The sequence below is a fragment of the Ignavibacteria bacterium genome (assembly GCA_041649015.1).
In the GTDB taxonomy this organism is placed as follows: Bacteria; Bacteroidota; Ignavibacteria; order Tepidaquicellales; family Tepidaquicellaceae; genus CAIKZJ01.
The window spans coordinates 303,206-320,908 of sequence record JBAZNU010000002.1 but is presented as its reverse complement, the minus strand read 5'-3'; the positions used below and the strand labels follow the sequence as shown (position 1 = coordinate 320,908).

Here is a 17,703-nt window from a genome sequence, read left to right as displayed (position 1 = left end):
GGGAATGACAATAGTCGAGAAAATTCTCGCTAAAGCGACCAAAAAGGATTCTGTAAAACCTGGCGATGTTTTAGAACCCGAAGTCAATGTTGCAATGTCACATGAAAATGCTGCACTTGTAATTAATCAATTCAATGAAGTATTCATAGATACTGGACTTGAACCGAAAGTATGGGACCCGAATAAAATAGCGATTATATTCGACCACAGAGTTCCTGCAGAAAGCTCTAAAACTGCTACAAATCAGAAAAAGATAAGAAACTTTGTTAAAGCTAACGGTATTACTAAATTTCATGATATTCGCTCTGATGAAGGCGGTATATGTCACCAGATTCTTGCTGAATACGGCTATATTAGGCCTGGTGATGTTGTTGTTGGTACAGATAGCCACACGACGACTCATGGTGCATTTGGTGCATTTGCTTTTGGTATTGGTGCTACAGAAATGGCAAGCGTTTGGTCACTCGGAACCGTACTTAACGTTGAAGTTCCTGAAACTATCAAAGTTGTCGTTAATGGTAAATTTAAAGATAATGTCTTTCCAAAAGATTTAATACTATATATAATTGGTAAAATGTCAGCTCAAGGTGCTAACTTTAAAGTAATAGAATTCCATGGGGAAGCAATCAGAAATATGCCGATGTCTGGAAGACTCGTTCTTTCAAACATGTCTGTTGAAGCAGGTGCTACAGCTGGAATTGTTCCCGGTGATGCAGAAACAGAACGTTACCTCAGAGAAGCAGGAGTCACTGATGCAATTAATCCAGTTCTTTCCGATAGCGATGCGAAGTACTGCGAAGTTGTTGAGATAAATGCGAATGAATTTGAACCTCAGATCGCATGCCCGCATACGGTAGATAACGTTAAACCAATCAGCCAAGTGAAAGGTGTTAAGGTTGATCAGATTGTCATTGGTTCGTGTACTAACGGAAGAATTGATGACTTGGAAATTGCAGCAAGTATTCTTAAAGGTAAAAAAGTTGCTGAAGATACTCGTATGCTTATCTTCCCTGCATCTTGGAAAATATACAAACAAGCATTGAAACAAGGTTTGCTTGAAATATTCTCTGATTCAGGCGCAATCATTATGAACCCTGGTTGCGGATGCTGCCTCGGTGTACATCAGGGAGCAATTGGTGACGGTGAAGTAGCTCTTTCAACTACAAACAGAAACTTTAAAGGTAGAATGGGTAATCCTAGAGGCGACGTTTATTTATGCTCTCCCGCAGTAGCTGCAGCAAGTGCTGTTGCAGGTGAAATAACAAGTCCTATAATGAAAGGAGTAAACTAATGGGAAAAGTAGTATATATTTTCGGTAATGATATTTCCACGGATGCTATCTATCCGGGAAGATACATGGCTACAGTACTGCCGACTGAAACGCCTCAGTTCTGTTTTGCGGATTATACTGAATTAAATCAAAAACTTAATTCCAAAGAATATCCCGCTGGTAGCGTTATTATTGGCGGCAATAATTTTGGATGTGGTTCTTCACGTGAACAAGCTGCGTCAACAATTTTTGGACACGGTCTTGTAGTTATTGCAAAAGATTATGCACGTATATTCTTGCAAAATGCAATTAACCTCGGACTTAATCTTATTACTTGTCCTGATATAGAAGCTGACTTAGGAGATGAAATCGAATTAGTAGGAGACAAAGTGGTTAATAAAACAAAAGGAAAAGAATTTGCTACTGTCCCTCTTCCTGCAGCTCGTATGGCAATCGTTGAAGCCGGTGGTCTTGTCGCTTATACAAGAAAGAAAGTCTTAGCAAAATACGCAAAATAAATAAAAATCTTAGTTTCATCAAAAAAACCCATAGTTTTACTATGGGTTTTTTGTTTTATAATTGTTAAATTATTGAAAAACAAATTCTCAACATGAAGACAATATTTGTTATATTTTTCGTAACCTTGTTTTGTTACATAAATGGATATTCTCAGTCTATTGTTTACCCTACTCACCTTTTCTACGGTCAATATTCATCAACAACTGATAAAGATAAGACAACAGAAATATGGGAAATTTCTGCTGAAGGTGAGCTTGTTGGTAAAACAATTTATGAATATCAGGGTGGTTCAATGCTGTCAGAAACAATGCGTGTTATTAACAAAGAGAATGAGTTACAATATTGTGCTACAATCTTGGAACAGGACCCTGAAAATCCGCAGGGTGAAATATGTTTCACCTTGAAGAATTATAAAGATGAGGTGTTTATATTTGAAAACCTCAATCACGATTTCCCCAAAAGAATAATTTATGATTTCTCTGGATTCGGAACAGTAAACACCAGAGTAGAAGGCGATACTTCGAGTTTTGATATTAAGTATATTAGAGAATATATCCATCAACCGATTACAATTAAAGGTAAGGTTTTTAAACAGCCTTTTGAAAATAAAGCAGGAAAAATTAATGAAGGAGTCTACGATTACTTCCTAAATATACAGGGAATAAATTACTTTATAAAAATTGGCAAATCTTATATAAAAATAAGTGAGTTAGAGACTTTACTTGATAAAGATATTGCATATTCTGTTATCTTCAATCAAGGTCTTTGGGATGCAGATGACAACAATCAGCAAAGCAGGGTTGGCAAATACGTTATTATATCAAAATTAGATTAATCATATTCCTCAGAAACATATATTTTGGAGTTAATTAAGCATATTAACAAACGAAGTTAACATTCTTATTTAACAAGTTTTCTGCCTCTTTTAAAAGAATCCAAAATTCTTTCATCTTACCAGCACTTAAAATCCAAATAAAATCCACTTCATATCCAGATTATTTACACTTAAAAGTATCCTTACTCATACCCAAAATAGGTAAATCCTTATATAAAATGTACGTATATCTTTCTAAAATTACATATATTTAAGTGTGATATACTAATTACCTAAAAACAAAAAGTACGTTGTTCTATAAAATCTAATCCGTTCTTTTCAACTATCTAAACTCATTTAATTAACATCATTCGCTTAATATCACTAAATCCTTCTGAATTGATTTTATAGAAATAGATACCAGAAGTCAATGCTGATGCGTCATACTGCACCCTATAATTCCCCGGATTTTGCATTTCATTAACCAAAACTGATACTTCTTTCCCAAGAATATCATACACAATTAGTGAAACATTCCCCGATTTCGATATACTGTACTCAATTTCCGTAGCAGGATTAAATGGATTTGGATAGTTTTGAGATAAGCTTGTTTTTATCGGTACAACATTGTTATTAATACTTGTTAATGTGCCGATAGTGAAAGAAATTATTGAATCTTGATACGAACCTACATTATCGATATTTAATCCTCCTTGAGCTCCATCTAAGAGGAAAGGAGAAGGATTTGTTGTATTATTAATTGCTGTTCTACCTACTTCCAGACAATAATGAGCTTGCAGCGGGCTTCCATTTGCGTTCAAAGTACCGTTTGGCCTGTATGCATATACTTCATCAGGCGGTCCGTTTGCATTTCCGTTTCGCGTTGAATTGATTCTCATTATTAGCATACCATCTCCCGGTATCGAATTCTCAAATACAGAGAGCTTTCTGCGAAATTCAACAACAAAATATTCAATTGATGAAAATGGAGTTATTATTTTGTATGCATTATTTGTTGGGGAAAGAGTATATTTTAAAGTATACGTTCCGGGTGAGAAAATCGTAGGTATGGATGATATCCATGTCCCGTATTTCATCTTCATATGTGTGCACATATGCTGAGGAGGATTTTGATTGGCATCCATCACATCCCATCTGCTCATCGGATTTATTCCGTTACTTGTATAATGATATAAATCGGGAGCACCTAAAGAATGAAACATCTCATGGCATAGAACACCTACTCCACTGCTTTTTAAACTATTTTGAATCTGGAAATTATAAGTATAAACTCTCTTCCCTCTTATATAAACGTTTTGAGAATATAATGACCACATATGCGGCCATAATAAATCAGCCCATGCAGTTGAACTTCCGTAAACTATGAAGCAAACATTATCAATCCTTCCATCCTCGTCTCCGTCAAGATTTAAAGTATCAGGTACCATATTTGCTATATACTGACATGCTCTATTCAGCAATGAATGTTCCCTCTCAGTCTTATTAGCAGATGAATATCCTAATGGATTGGATGTTTCATTATATGGTTTGAAATAGGCTCTGACTGATGTATCCTTGTATGAAGCAACAAACGCATTCGTTGTCGTCGGATAAAATGACGTTCCAATACTTAGCTGATTATAAGAAACTTCCTTAAAATAATTTTTCATCGAATTAGTACCGGGAACACTAAGATTAAACAAGCGGTCATAATATACCAATGAATCAGTAAACTCGTTTTCTCCAGCAAATCTGATATATACTACTAAATTGTTTATAACTCCAGTTTTAGGTGCATCACCTATATCTTGAGGTGAATTCGTATAAAACTCATTCCTTTTCTTTATTATTTCACTTTCAGGAACTGTTAACCACTTTTGAAATCCTGTTAGTAAAGGATTTGCGGCACCAACAATATATTTTGAAGCAACAATAGAACCTCCTTCAAGGACTGCATAGCAATAATAACCAGATTTTGAATTTTGAATTATAGTGTAACCTTCTGCATCATGAAGCCAGTTATAAAATTCATCACCACTAGCATAAATATATAGTATCTTACCATTCGGCTGTATAAGCGTTACAGGTTCAAAGGAGAGATATGCGGGAAATAATTCTAAAGTGAATGCTAAACTAATAGAAACGAGTAAAATAATCTTTCTGAAAGTCATATTAGTAAGGTATATTTTAATAAATTAATTTAAAGCTTTCTAAGATAAACTGAATAAACAAACTTTCTAAAGTTGTTTTTCTTGTATTTTAATACAAAACCATTTTTAGAAGCAATATCAATAAATTCATTGACGGTCTTGAAATTCATCACAGACGTATGTAAATAAGAGTAAGCAATATTACTTCTCGAAATTATCCTGCCTAATGCAGGCATTATCATCGTGAAATATATCTTAAATATCGAATTTTTCTTCTCTAAGCTGAACATCTCCAACACAATTAGCATACCATCATGTTTAAGAACTCTGTAAATTTCTTTTAAAGATTTTTCTAAATTTTCGAAATTCCGGATACCGAATGATATTGTCACTATATCAATGCTCCCACTGTCAACAGGCATATTTTCTGAATCCGCTAACTGTATTTCTACTTTTTTGTTTTGAATTTTCTTCTTCTGAAGCTCAAGCATATTAGGAGATATATCAAAAGAAAGAACCTTTTGAGGTTCAAGTTTAAGCAATTCTATTGCCATATCCCCTGTACCTGAAGCAAGATCAATTATCCTTTCTGCTTTTATTTTATTTTCTGAGATATGACTAATTATTTTACGTCTCCATGATTTGTCTAAGTTTGCTGTAAAAGCATGGTTAAGAAAATCATACTTCGCGGCAATATCATCGAACATAGCACTAATATTTTCTTTTGATTTATCCAGCTGCATTGTTAATTAAATCTTATTGATTTTACCGGATCAAACTTCGAAGCAAGATAAGCTGGTACCAATGTTGCTAAAAATACTAAGAAAATTGTGATGATTGAAATAAACACGATATACTCCGGAACAATTAAGATTGGTACATTTTTCATGTAATAAAATTCCGGTAGCGAAAAGAATTTAAACTTTAATTCTGCAAGTGCTATACCAATTCCAAGAATATTCCCTGAAACTATCCCAATAAATCCTATTATTATTCCATCGAAAATAAATATCTGCATTATATCTTTTCTGGAAGCACCTAATGTTTTTAATATTCCAACAGATTGAGTCTTCTCAAGTACTAGCATAAGTAGTGTACCTACAATGTTAAATGCTGCAACGATTATAATAAGGCCTAGAACAATCGGGGTAGGTGCTTTCTGCAATTCTACCCACGTAAACAATCCCTTGTACAACTTAAACAATGACCTTGGATAAAAAGGATATCCAAGTACTTGCTTTATTTTAGATACTGAAGCTTCTACGTTTTCAATATCTTTTACATTCAGTTCAATTCCTGTTACATATTCTCCATAATTGAATAAAGACTGTGCTGTTTTAAGGTCTGTGTATATCAATATGTCATCATAATCTCTCAAACCCGTTTCATAGATACCACTGACTATAAACTGTTTAATTTTAGGTGTATTAAGTGGTGACGGTATGCCATGTAAACCGAAAACTATTACTTTGCTCCCGACTTGTATGTTTAGCTTTTCAGCGAGTTTATCACCGACAATTAATTTCGAAAAGATTGTATCAACAGGTTGAATATTGTATTCTCCTTTAATAATATTGTATCTGGTTGAGGATAAATCGGTCGCCTGAATTACTCCCTTCAGCATTATCCCTTCAACATTTTCTTTATATCTTATTACTGCTTCTCTCTGCACATACGCAGTAACAGCTGTCACATCTGGTATGGAGTCATTTATTGTAATTATTACGTCTTTATAATTTTTAACTCCTTCAGACTTAAATGAATGTATTTGTATGTGAGAAACAAGTCCTGCAACTTTATTCATTATCTCTTTTTCAAAACCGCTTAGAATTGAGATTGCAACAATGAGAGTTGCTACCCCCAGCGTAACACCAAGGATTGAGATGTAAGTAATGAAGGATATGAACTTAGAATCCTTTTTAGAAAATAAATAACGTTTTGCAATAAAGTATTTGTAATTCATTTAGCTCAGTAAATATGATCTTATAAATTCATCAATTTCACCATTCATAACTGATTGAGTATCAGATGTTTCATAATTTGTCCTGTGATCTTTTACCATATTATACGGATGAAAAACGTATGACCTAATCTGACTTCCCCATTCAATCTTTTTCTTAGATTTCTCAATATCATTTAGTTTTTCAAGTTGCTTTTCCTTTTCCATCAAATACAGTTTTGAACGTAGCATCTTCATAGCATTCTGCCTGTTCTGAAGCTGTGATCTCTCATTTTGGCATTGTACAACAATTCCTGTAGGAATGTGAGTTATTCTTATTGCTGTTTCAACTTTATTAACATTCTGACCTCCGGCTCCACCCGCTCTGAATGTATCTACCTTAATATCAGATGGACTAATTTCTATATCAATATTATCATCAATTATCGGCGAAACAAAAACAGCGGCAAAGGAAGTATGCCTCTTTTTATTTGCATCGAAAGGAGATATCCTAACCAAACGATGTACTCCGTTCTCAGCTTTTAAATAACCATACGAATAATCCCCGGAAACTTCCAAAGTAGCACTTTTTATGCCTGCTCCGTCTCCGTCAAGCCTGTCCACAAGGTTAACTTTGAACTTGTTCTTTTCTGCATACCTTATGTACATTCTCATAAGCATTTCAGCCCAATCCTGAGCTTCAGTACCTCCTGCTCCGGAATTAATCGTTAGTATTGCGTCATTCTTATCATCTTTATCAGATAGTGTATTCTTAAATTCTAATTCTTCAAGATATTTTTCAAAAGCTAATATTTCTTTGTCAACATCATCGGAAAGTGAATCATCATTCTCTGCTTCACCAATTTCCATCAATATATCCACATCTGAAAGCATCTTTTCTGCTGTGCTAAAATCTTCAATCCATTTCTTTAGATTAGATATTTCCTGAAGAATCACTTGTGCGGATTTCTGGTCTCCCCAAAAATTATTTTCCTGAGAATGGTTTTCTAATTCAGTTAAGCGGATTATCTTATTAGGTATTTCAAAGATACCTCCTTAGAGTTTCTAGTTTATCTCTCGAGTCCTTTAATCTGTATTTCTGTTGATCAAACAATGTATTTTAAAATTTCTTAGTATTCAAAATTAGCTAAAAAAAGTTACTATAAAAAGATTATTCAAGCTTTAGGATGAGCCTGTTTATAAACCTTTTTAAGTTGTTCAGGGTTTACATGAGTGTAAATTTGTGTTGTCGATAAATTCTCGTGTCCGAGTAAATCCTTTACTGCACGTATATCTGCGCCATTATCCAATAAATGGGTTGCAAAAGAATGCCGAAGAACATGGGGTGATTTTTTCCTTAAGTCTGTTACTGATGAAAGATTTTTATTTACCATTCTGCGTAATTCAACAGGTCCGAATTTTTTCCCCTTCTTTGTGACAAAAAGTATATCAAGCTTATTAATATTAACAATATCTCTTATTTGTAAATAATCCTTTAGAGCATTGTCAGCTTTGCTTCCATATGGTACAATTCGTTGTTTGGAGCCTTTTCCCATCACCTTAATAGTCTTCTTGCTGAAATTAACATCTGATAATTTAAGGTTTATTAATTCGTTTAATCTGATACCGGTTCCATAGAATAATTCGATAATTGCTTTGTTAATAAAACTGAGTTCGCCATTTCCGATCTTATCAAGAAGTTTATTGATTTCATTCTGAGAGAGAAAAGAAGGAAGTTTCTTGGCAATCTTTGGGAAACCAAGCCCTGATGCAGGGTTACTTTTAATAATTCCTTTTTTATAAAGATACTTAAAGAAAGATTTCAAAACCGAGATTTTTCTTGTGATTGAACGGTTTGAAAATTTGGGTACTTTCTTTATATTAAACTTTTGTTTTTCAAAAAGTTCTGATATGAATGATTTAAGAATTAGTATATCAATACTATTTATATCAAAGAATAGTTTAAGTTTTTCAGATTCAGAATAATCCGCTTTGCCATGGTATGAAAGAATTATGAAATCATAAAACTGTTTTAAATCTGTTTGATATGAAATAATCGTGTTTTGCGAATAATTTCTTATTAAATATAAATAATCAAGGAATTCGTGAATTAATAAAACAAGATTATTTGATTTCTGCATGATCTTCCTTAAGAATCTCTTTATGTTTACATTTGGTACAATATAAAAATTCTCCGTCTTTCAGAGTTTTCTTTTTAACCATATAATCATTACCACAGCTTACACATTTCGTTATAACAGGCATCCCATTCTCTATAAAATCACATTCAGGATAATTAGTGCATCCGTAAAATATAGTTCTACGCTTACCACCTCGTCTTTCTAATATTTCACCTTTATTACATTTAGGGCATTTTATGCCAAGTGTGACCGGAAGTATGCCTTTGCATTTGGGATAATTAATACAACCATAAAATTTTCCATAAGGTCCGACTTTTAAAAGCATTTCAGATTTGCATAAAGGGCATGTCAAATTATCAATTGGTTTTTGTTTAATGGGTGCATTTGCCTCATGAGATAAAGTACCTTTGCACTTTGGATACCTGTTACATGCATAAAAAAGTCCATTCTTACCCCACTTCTTAACCATAACACCACCATCAGTATCGCCGCATTCAGGACATTTTATGTCTGTCTTTTCTATTAATGATTTCTTTATTCCGGGAGCAGCCGCTTCAGCTAGCTGTAAATCGTTATTAAACGGGATGTAAAAATCATCAAGCACATTTTTATATGAATTCTCACCGTTTGCTATGGTATCAAGTTCTTCTTCCATATCCGCAGTGAACTTTGTATTTATAACATCTGGGAAATATTCTTGTAGAATCTTATTAACCTGAATACCAAGTTCTGTTGCAAACAATTTTCGCTCTACAAGATCTACATATTTTCTATCTATAACCGTCGAGACAATAGATGCAAAAGTACTCGGTCTTCCAATTCCGAGTGTATCAAGCTGCTTTATAAGACTGCTTTCAGTGTAACGAGCAGGTGGTGAAGTGAAATGTTGTTGCTTATTTATATTGGCAGCTTTGAGCAAATCGCCAATATTTATATCTTCTGGAAGCATCGAAATTTCATCATCCTCTCCAGAATTGTTTTGGTCTTCAACTGTATCCTCATATACTTTTAGAAATCCGAGAAATTTAGTTATTCTACCAACTGCTTTGAAGATATATTCGACTTTATTACCTGTTGGATTTATAGCTTTTATCAAGATTGTTTTTTGATCAAAGACTGCTGGCATCATTTGAGAAGAAACAAATCTCTGCCAAATTAAAGTATAGAGTGCAAGAACACTTTTATCAAGTTTCTTAAGCTTATCGGATGTCATAAATACGTCAGTAGGACGTATAGCCTCATGAGCATCTTGAGCTTTTACTGCTTTCTGCTTACCTTCTTTTACAATACCGGAAACATATTCTTTACCGTAATTTTTAACAACAAAATCACTTGCCATTTTCTTTGCATCATTGCTGATTCGTGAAGAGTCTGTACGCATGTAGGTTATTAAACCCACATTGCCCTCACCCTTCTTTATTTCGACTCCTTCATAGAGTTTCTGTGCAAGCTGCATAGTTCTTTTTGGTGTAAATCCAAGCTTTGAAGATGCAGTCTGCTGAAGAACAGATGTAGTGAAAGGAAGAGGTGCATTTCGTTTAACTTCCTTTACCTGAATATCTGTAATTTTGAATTTATTGTTTCGTAAATTTTCAATAATCTTATGAGCTTCATCAATGTTGTGAATACAAAATTCATCTCCATTATACTTAACAATCTCATCATTAATTTTATATAATTTTGCGTTGAATGGTTTTGAGCTTCCTGAAGGCTTTGAGAATATTCCGAATATTGACCAATACTCCTTTGGAATAAACTTTCGTACTTCTTCTTCTTTTTCGCATATTAGTTTCAGCGCTACAGATTGAACTCTTCCTGCAGAAAGACCATAGAAAAAAGACTTCCAAAGAAAAGGACTTACCTTGTAACCAAGTATTCTGTCCATAACTCGTCTTGCCATTTGTGATTCGACAAGCTTGTCATCAATATCAAGAGGATTATTCATAGCGGTATCAACACCAGATTTTGTAATCTCGTTGAATAATACCCTTTTAATGTTTTTATTTACTTTTTTAATTTCTTCAGCAATATCAGAAGCAATTGCTTCACCTTCACGATCTGGGTCTGTTGCAATAAACACACTATCTGACGATTTTGCAATTTCTTTGATCCTGTTAACTACCTTTTCCTTGCCTTCAATAATGCTGTATGTGGGCAGATATCCGTTTTCAAGGTCAATGTTTATTTTATTTCTCGGTAAATTCTTAATATGACCGACTGTTGCTTCAACAACATAATCATTACCAAGATATTTATTGATTGTCTTCGCTTTAGATGGTGATTCAACTATCACTAATGATTTTTTCATATATACTTAATTTATTAAACCTGCTAATTTTAAATAATTGTTTTCCTTATTTCTCATAACTGTTCTTTTGTTTTTGGTGTCATCTTTCATACCACACAAATGCAGCAACCCATGAATTATTACTCTGAACAGTTCAATAAGATAACTGCTTTTATACGTTAAAGAGTTTCTTTTAACAGTTTCCAATGATATAATAATATCACTTTCGGAAAAGACTGTATCTTCATACAAGAATGTAATTATATCTGTTTCAAAATCGTGCTTTAAGTATTTCTTGTTGAAATCTATTATAGTATTATCATCACAGAACAAGAAATTAATAACATCAAGAGATTTTCTCTCAGATACAAGCACAAAATTCACTATGCTTATAATGGATGTTTTAAGGTCTTTTCTTTTAACTTTATCCGGTAATAAAAGGAACTGGAATGTAAAACCCACTTTAACTTTTTTCACGATGTATAGATTAGTATTACTCCGATTCAATAACTGAAAGAGCAACAGCCGAAAGCAATTTTTCGGAATTAAGCTTCATAAAATCCTCAGCCAGAGTTGTTCTATCTACATTTGCATATAATGAACAATCTCCCCTTTTTGAAATTATTAAACCCGATATTTTATTATCAGATTCAGTGTAAAAAATCACCTCTTCAAGCATATTACTAATGATAAAATAACGGCAGGATTGAAGTTGTAAATGGGAATTTTCTGAGTATAATGAAATAAGATTATCTTCAGCCGGTTCTAAATAAATATCTAAAGCAATATTGCTTCTAAGAATAGGATTTTGAATCTTTAAAGAATAAGCGTTCTCATTCTTAAAGAATTTCATACCAAATAAATTTTCCAAATCCTGAAGATTACTTTCGTTTAACACTTTTTTATTACTGCTGATATTATCCATTTATTGATTCGAATTCAATGATTTTAATATTGAGCTAGCGACGGGACTTGAACCTGCGACCTGCTGATTACGAATCTCAATTGAAAAATATCAAAATCTTTAAATAATCTAATTATCAGCAATTTATCGATTCTCTGCTAGCTACTATTTTCTGTAAAATAGCCTATTTTCTCTAGAAATCGTAGCCAAATCGTAGCGAGAATATTTAAATCCCTTCTCTTAAATTTAGATTTTAGTAATGTGTAAGTATTCATATTTATCTTGACAATCAATATTATTATTCAGATTTTATATTTGAACATTTGCTCAAACGTTATGTATAAAGAAAAAAATACTCTTATATGCGGAATAACTTTAATTGATGAAAAAAAAGTTAATTTTGTCAAAAAGAAAATTCCTGAGAACGAATTAATTTCTCAAATATCAGAAACCTTTTGTAATCTCAGTGACTTTACAAGGGTTAAAATATTATTTGCACTCACTAATGCCGAATTATGTGTTTGTGATATTGCTGCTTTGATGGATGTTTCAGTTTCTGCGATTTCACATCAGTTGAGATTATTAAGACATTCTAAATTAGTTAAATTTCGTAAAGAAGGTAAAATGGTTTATTATTCCTTGGATGATAATCATATAAAAAGTATTCTTAAAAATATTCTGAAACATTTTAATGAATTAAAAAAATAAGATGTTCATCAGATTAAATAATAAAATAATAAATATTATCACCACTGTTTTATTAATTGTGATATTTTTTGTATTTGTTTATTCTGAAATTGGACAATACGGTTACGAAGGTGATAATCCGAGTTCCCATGATTATTGTGAGATTGTCAAAGATGCCACTGTCCGGATAACCAAATTTAATTCACACGATTTTTTAAAGCTAAAGATAAATAAATTATTTTACTCTGAAAATTTAAGCGGTATAAATAGATACGCTGATTATTATGATAAAATAAAACCCATACAAATTAAAAACCCATTACACACCATCGATATTTTTCTTTTCGATGAATCATTTCTTATTTAATCATACCATAACTCAAATTCGGTCATACGAATATTAAAAGAAAAGAATTTATAAAATTATAAAATTATTTTTAAATCAATTATATTAATAAATTTACAACAAAATTTATTAAAAAATAAAAGGAATAAAAAAATGTTAAAATTAAATAAAAAGTGGCTTTTGGGAACATTCATAGTAATAGTTGCTATTTTTGTTTCTTTTTCGTTGATGGGAAAGAATCAAACAAAACCATTCAGTGCAGTATATCAAAATAATGATACAACACATTATTGGTGTAATTACAACGTACCGATGAAATATCATCTGAGCGATGAACAAATAGAAAAAATCGACAAGATAAAAACAGAATATGATGAACTCATACAACCTGAAATAAATAAATTGTATAAAGTCAATTCTGATTTTTCGGATTACCAGCAACAAAATGATGTCAGTAATAAACGCATCAAAGAATATCAAAAAGATATACGAAATATTGAAGACAATATTGAAAGCTTGAAAATTGAAGCAGGTAGTAAAATCAAAAACATACTGAATGACGGTCAGAAAACTTATTATAATGATTTTGCTTTTAATGGCTGGTGGGGTTGGGATTGCAGCGGATATATGCACAATGGAAACACGCACAATGGAAAAATGAACACACATAGAAATTACAGATGTAATGGGTGTTGTGGATGGTGATATTAATTCTTAAAATAATAAAGTATTGAAATTGGAATTGAAAAATAATAACATTGTCCCGATTTTTAAGGGCAATGTTATTATTTAGCTATAGTTTCTAATAGGATAATTTTTAAATGAAAATAATTATAAAAAAATGAATAGAGTAATTACTAAAGTTAAATTTGTTATCGTTATCTCTTTGATTATTTTGTTTAATAGTTGCACTCATAAAACTGAAAGAATTACAGGAACGATTGGCAAAGAAAAGTTAGGTAACGACCAAATTGTAATTTGTGTATTCGGGACTAAAGCTTGCTTGCCGGTTAAAATTGACCCTGAACAGACAGTAAAGTTTCAAGGTAAAGAGACAAAATTGACGAATTTGCCTTTTGGTCTATATTTAGAAACCGAAATGATTGTAGATAAAGAAGGTAAAAAGATAAAGAATATTAGTATTGACGAATCTAAAACTGTTATCTGTTTCAATGAGTTAAATCAAGAACAAGAATTAAAATTAAATCAACTGTTAAAAGATATCAAAGGGGTTAAAACATTTAAAGTACACCCGGAATCTATTCAAGTATATATTGAATTTGAACCTCAAACAATTACGTATATTGATTTAGAAAACAAAATAAAAAACGAAGGTTTTGAATTAGAATAAAAGAAAGGAATAATAAAAATGGAACAAACAAATTATGGATTTACTAAAATTGTAAATCTGAATTACGAAGAAGCAATTGAAAAAGTAACAGAAGAATTAAAGAAAGAAGGATTTGGAGTGCTGACCGAAATAGACGTTAAAGCAACATTAAAGAAAAAGCTCGATGTTGATTTTAAGCCGTATAAAATTCTCGGTGCCTGCAATCCGCCATTTGCATATAAATCACTTCAGGCAGAAGAACAGATAGGATTAATGTTGCCGTGCAATGTAATAGTCTATGTAAACGACAATAATAAAACAGTCGTTGCTGTTATAGACCCTATTGCTTCTATGCAAGCTGTTAATAATCCGAATCTTGGAGATGTTGCAAAAACTATACAAAATAAACTTAAGAATGTAATTGAAAATATATAAACCCTGTTTAAATGATTATGAAAGTTTTCTAATTTTTAAATATAATCGGTAAGGAAAATCTTTTGGACAACGAAAAGCATATCGATTATAAAGAGCATTGGAATAAAGTTTATTCAGCAAACGAGATTAATCATTTAGGATGGTATGAGGAAATTCCCAAACCATCTTTAGAATTAATAGCAAAATGTGATCTTAATAAAAACTCTGCAATATTAGATGTAGGTTCGGGTGTAACCACATTAATTGATAATTTAATTCATCAAGGTTATAAGAATATTATTTCTGTAGATATTAGTGAAATTGCACTTAAAAAGTTAAATGAAAGATTATCGAAAGAAAACTCACAGTTAGTGAAATGCATTGTGGATGATATTACGTGTCTTAACAAAATAAATTTAACTTTAAAGGTAGATTTATGGCACGATAGGACTGTTCTTCACTTTTTAACAAATGAGAAACAACAGTCTGGTTACCTATCCACATTGAAGAGAATTGTTAAGAAAGATGGTTATGTAATAATTGCTGTGTTTTCTCTTGAAGGAGCTAAAAAATGCAGCGGATTAAGTGTTAAAAATTATAATAAGGAAATGATATCCGAATTTCTTGGAAATGATTTTGTTTTGCTTGAACATTTCAATTATCTTTATATTAATCCGTTCGGAGGTGAAAAGCCGTACATTTATACTTTATTCAAGAGAATAAAGTATTAAATGCTATATTAGTATTTTCTAATAAAAAGTGTACTATTGTATGAAGAATTAAACCGTGAAAAAATATCAGTTAAAAAATATTGATTGTGCATCATGCGCTTCGAAAATAGAAGACGGGCTTTCTAAGATGGATAGTGTTAAATCTTGTTCGGTGAATTTTGCGACATCTACATTGCATATTGATACAGACAATTTTGAGAAAGTAAAAGCCAGAGTGAAAGAGATAGAGCCGGAAGTCGAAATTGTAGATGCCGACAAAGAAAAAACAATAGTCTCAAAAAGCGAACTTGCAGAAAACAAATGGACAATAATAAAAGCAGTAACCGGGCTTTTTCTTTTGCTTATAGGAATAATATTTGAAAAAGAGATACACAATACCCCTTTTCACATTGCGGAGTATTTAGTGTTCGGTACTGGTTATCTGATTGTGGGTTGGAAAGTTATTTCATCGGCTGTAAAAAATATCATTAGAGGAAAGTTTTTTGACGAGCAGTTTTTAATGACCATAGCTACACTTGGAGCTTTTGCAATTGACCAAATGCCCGAAGCAGTGGCGGTAATGTTATTTTACGTAACTGGTGAATTGTTCCAGGATATTGCTGTTGGCCGTTCCCGCAAATCGATCAAAGCACTACTCGAAATAAAGCCAGAATTCGCTAATTTATTAGTAAATGGAGAGGCAAACAAGGTTTCACCCGAAAGTGTGAAGGTTGGTGATACAATTATTATAAAAGCAGGAGAAAAGGTCCCTCTTGATGGTGAAATAATTGATGGAAATTCTTTTGTTGACACTTCTGCTTTAACCGGCGAGAGTGTTCCAAGGAAAGTGAAGGAAAGAGATACTGTTTTATCCGGGATGATTAATCAAACAGGAGTACTAACAATCAAGGTAACAAAATTATTCAGTGAATCCTCTGTGTCAAAGATTTTGGAACTGGTTGAAAACGCATCAACTAAAAAAGCTGAAACCGAAAAGTTCATTACTACATTTGCCAAATACTACACGCCAGTGGTGGTTATCAGTGCATTTTTATTGGCCATTTTACCACCTATGTTAATTAGCGGACAAACATTCGCTGATTGGATTTACCGTGCGTTGGTTGTATTGGTCATTTCATGCCCCTGTGCATTGGTTATAAGCATCCCGTTAGGATATTTTGGGGGTATCGGCAGTGCTTCAAGAAAAGGAATCCTGGTAAAAGGTTCAAACTTTCTCGATGCTTTAACACAAGTAAAAACCGTAGTATTTGATAAAACTGGCACTCTCACAAAAGGTGAGTTTAAGGTTTCGGAGGTTGTAACTTCCAACGGTTTTTCTAAAGAAGATATTTTAGAATATGCTGCTTATGCAGAAACCAACTCAAACCACCCGGTTGCGAAATCAATTTCAGAAGCTTTCGGAAAAGCCCCAGATAGCTCACGAATTAAACAAGTTGAAGAAATTTCAGGGCACGGCATCAAAGCTGTTATAGATAGTAAAACAGTGCTTGCAGGTAATGATAAGTTATTGCATAAAGAAAATATTGCCCACCCGCATTGCAACGTGGCAGGAACAGTAGTACATGTAGCTATTGATAGTATTTATGCAGGGCACATAATTATTTCAGACACTCTGAAAGATGATGCAGTAGAAGCTATAGAAAATTTAAGGGCAAAGAGTATTCAAACGGTAATGCTAACAGGCGATAACAAATTTGCCGCAGCAGACTTTGCCAAAAAACTAAACATCGACAAATACTTTTATGAACTGTTGCCCGAGGATAAGGTAAAACATATCGAAACCTTGATGGAAGAATGCAAGGGAGGTAAAGTGGCTTTTGTGGGTGACGGCATAAATGATGCCCCTGTAATTGCCCGCGCGGATATTGGAATAGCAATGGGCGCTCTTGGCTCTGATGCTGCAATCGAAACCGCCGATGTAGTGCTGATGACTGATTCGCCTTCGAAGGTTTCCATAGCTATTGATGTTGCAAAGAGAACAAGAAACATTGTGTGGCAGAATATCTTGTTTGCTATGGGCGTAAAGGCAATATTTATAATACTTGGGATATTCGGTATAGCCACTATGTGGGAAGCCGTTTTTGGGGACATGGGTGTAGCTTTGATTGCAGTTTTCAATGCGATCAGGATATTAAAAAGTTAACTTAGTTATCTTTTGCTAAACTTAGTAA

At 32.8% G+C, this 17,703-nt stretch carries 17 protein-coding genes; 9 read left to right on the top strand and 8 right to left on the bottom strand.

What is annotated here, in order from left to right; all coding sequences use genetic code 11:
• Positions 1-4 precede the first annotated feature (4 nt).
• From WC644_04515 to WC644_04505, 3 genes are all read left to right on the top strand, one after another.
• The gene (locus WC644_04515; protein MFA5011198.1) at positions 5-1,291 is read left to right on the top strand and encodes a 3-isopropylmalate dehydratase large subunit; all 1,287 of its coding nucleotides are present in this window, start codon (positions 5-7) and stop codon (positions 1,289-1,291) included.
• Positions 1,291-1,788, top strand: coding sequence for a 3-isopropylmalate dehydratase small subunit (gene leuD, locus WC644_04510; protein MFA5011197.1), 498 nt, complete (start codon positions 1,291-1,293; stop codon positions 1,786-1,788). Before WC644_04515 ends, leuD begins: the two co-directional genes overlap by 1 nt.
• Before the next feature lie 92 nt (positions 1,789-1,880).
• Complete coding sequence (locus WC644_04505; GenBank protein ID MFA5011196.1) at positions 1,881-2,624, top strand: DUF6265 family protein; 744 nt, start codon at positions 1,881-1,883, stop codon at positions 2,622-2,624.
• Between the two features lie 332 nt (positions 2,625-2,956).
• Here WC644_04505 and WC644_04500 read toward each other — a convergent pair whose 3' ends face one another.
• From WC644_04500 to WC644_04465, 8 genes are all read right to left on the bottom strand, one after another.
• The gene (locus WC644_04500; GenBank protein MFA5011195.1) at positions 2,957-4,774 is read right to left on the bottom strand and encodes a M6 family metalloprotease domain-containing protein; all 1,818 of its coding nucleotides are present in this window, start codon (positions 4,772-4,774) and stop codon (positions 2,957-2,959) included.
• Positions 4,775-4,803: 29 nt separating this feature from the next.
• On the bottom strand, positions 4,804-5,496 hold the full coding sequence (locus tag WC644_04495; GenBank protein MFA5011194.1) for a ubiquinone/menaquinone biosynthesis methyltransferase: 693 nt from the start codon (positions 5,494-5,496) through the stop codon (positions 4,804-4,806).
• 2 nt (positions 5,497-5,498) lie between these two features.
• Positions 5,499-6,716, bottom strand: a complete 1,218-nt coding sequence (locus tag WC644_04490) for an ABC transporter permease (protein ID MFA5011193.1) — start codon at positions 6,714-6,716, stop codon at positions 5,499-5,501.
• Positions 6,717-7,806 (bottom strand): peptide chain release factor 2 gene (gene prfB / locus WC644_04485; protein MFA5011192.1). Its coding sequence is split into 2 segments (ribosomal slippage): positions 6,717-7,736 and positions 7,738-7,806, totalling 1,089 coding nucleotides; the frame shifts between segments, so codons are not numbered across the junction.
• Positions 7,807-7,867: 61 nt separating this feature from the next.
• Entirely contained in the window at positions 7,868-8,833 is a 966-nt protein-coding gene (gene xerA / locus WC644_04480) for a site-specific tyrosine recombinase/integron integrase (GenBank protein MFA5011191.1), read from the bottom strand.
• Positions 8,817-11,141, bottom strand: a complete 2,325-nt coding sequence (topA, locus tag WC644_04475; protein MFA5011190.1) for a type I DNA topoisomerase — start codon at positions 11,139-11,141, stop codon at positions 8,817-8,819. Before topA ends, xerA begins: the two co-directional genes overlap by 17 nt.
• A gap of 6 nt (positions 11,142-11,147) precedes the next feature.
• Entirely contained in the window at positions 11,148-11,597 is a 450-nt protein-coding gene (gene ybeY / locus WC644_04470; protein MFA5011189.1) for an rRNA maturation RNase YbeY, read from the bottom strand.
• 16 nt (positions 11,598-11,613) lie between these two features.
• Complete coding sequence (locus WC644_04465; GenBank protein MFA5011188.1) at positions 11,614-12,045, bottom strand: hypothetical protein; 432 nt, start codon at positions 12,043-12,045, stop codon at positions 11,614-11,616.
• A 315-nt stretch (positions 12,046-12,360) separates the two neighbouring features.
• On the opposite strand from WC644_04465, the gene WC644_04460 reads away from it, so the two are divergent.
• The 6 genes from WC644_04460 to WC644_04435 all read left to right on the top strand — a co-directional run bounded on the left by WC644_04460 (position 12,361) and on the right by WC644_04435 (position 17,675).
• Entirely contained in the window at positions 12,361-12,732 is a 372-nt protein-coding gene (locus tag WC644_04460; protein MFA5011187.1) for a metalloregulator ArsR/SmtB family transcription factor, read from the top strand.
• A 478-nt stretch (positions 12,733-13,210) separates the two neighbouring features.
• Positions 13,211-13,762, top strand: coding sequence for a hypothetical protein (locus WC644_04455; GenBank protein ID MFA5011186.1), 552 nt, complete (start codon positions 13,211-13,213; stop codon positions 13,760-13,762).
• Between the two features lie 136 nt (positions 13,763-13,898).
• Complete coding sequence (locus WC644_04450) at positions 13,899-14,408, top strand: hypothetical protein (protein ID MFA5011185.1); 510 nt, start codon at positions 13,899-13,901, stop codon at positions 14,406-14,408.
• Positions 14,409-14,426: 18 nt separating this feature from the next.
• Positions 14,427-14,822 carry a DUF302 domain-containing protein gene (locus WC644_04445; protein MFA5011184.1) on the top strand — a complete coding sequence of 132 codons (396 nt, stop codon included), beginning with the start codon at positions 14,427-14,429 and terminating at the stop codon, positions 14,820-14,822.
• 62 nt (positions 14,823-14,884) lie between these two features.
• Positions 14,885-15,532 (top strand): methyltransferase domain-containing protein, encoded by a 648-nt coding sequence (locus WC644_04440; protein MFA5011183.1) that lies wholly within the window; start codon positions 14,885-14,887, stop codon positions 15,530-15,532.
• 55 nt (positions 15,533-15,587) lie between these two features.
• The gene (locus WC644_04435; GenBank protein ID MFA5011182.1) at positions 15,588-17,675 is read left to right on the top strand and encodes a heavy metal translocating P-type ATPase; all 2,088 of its coding nucleotides are present in this window, start codon (positions 15,588-15,590) and stop codon (positions 17,673-17,675) included.
• Positions 17,676-17,703: the final 28 nt, after the last annotated feature.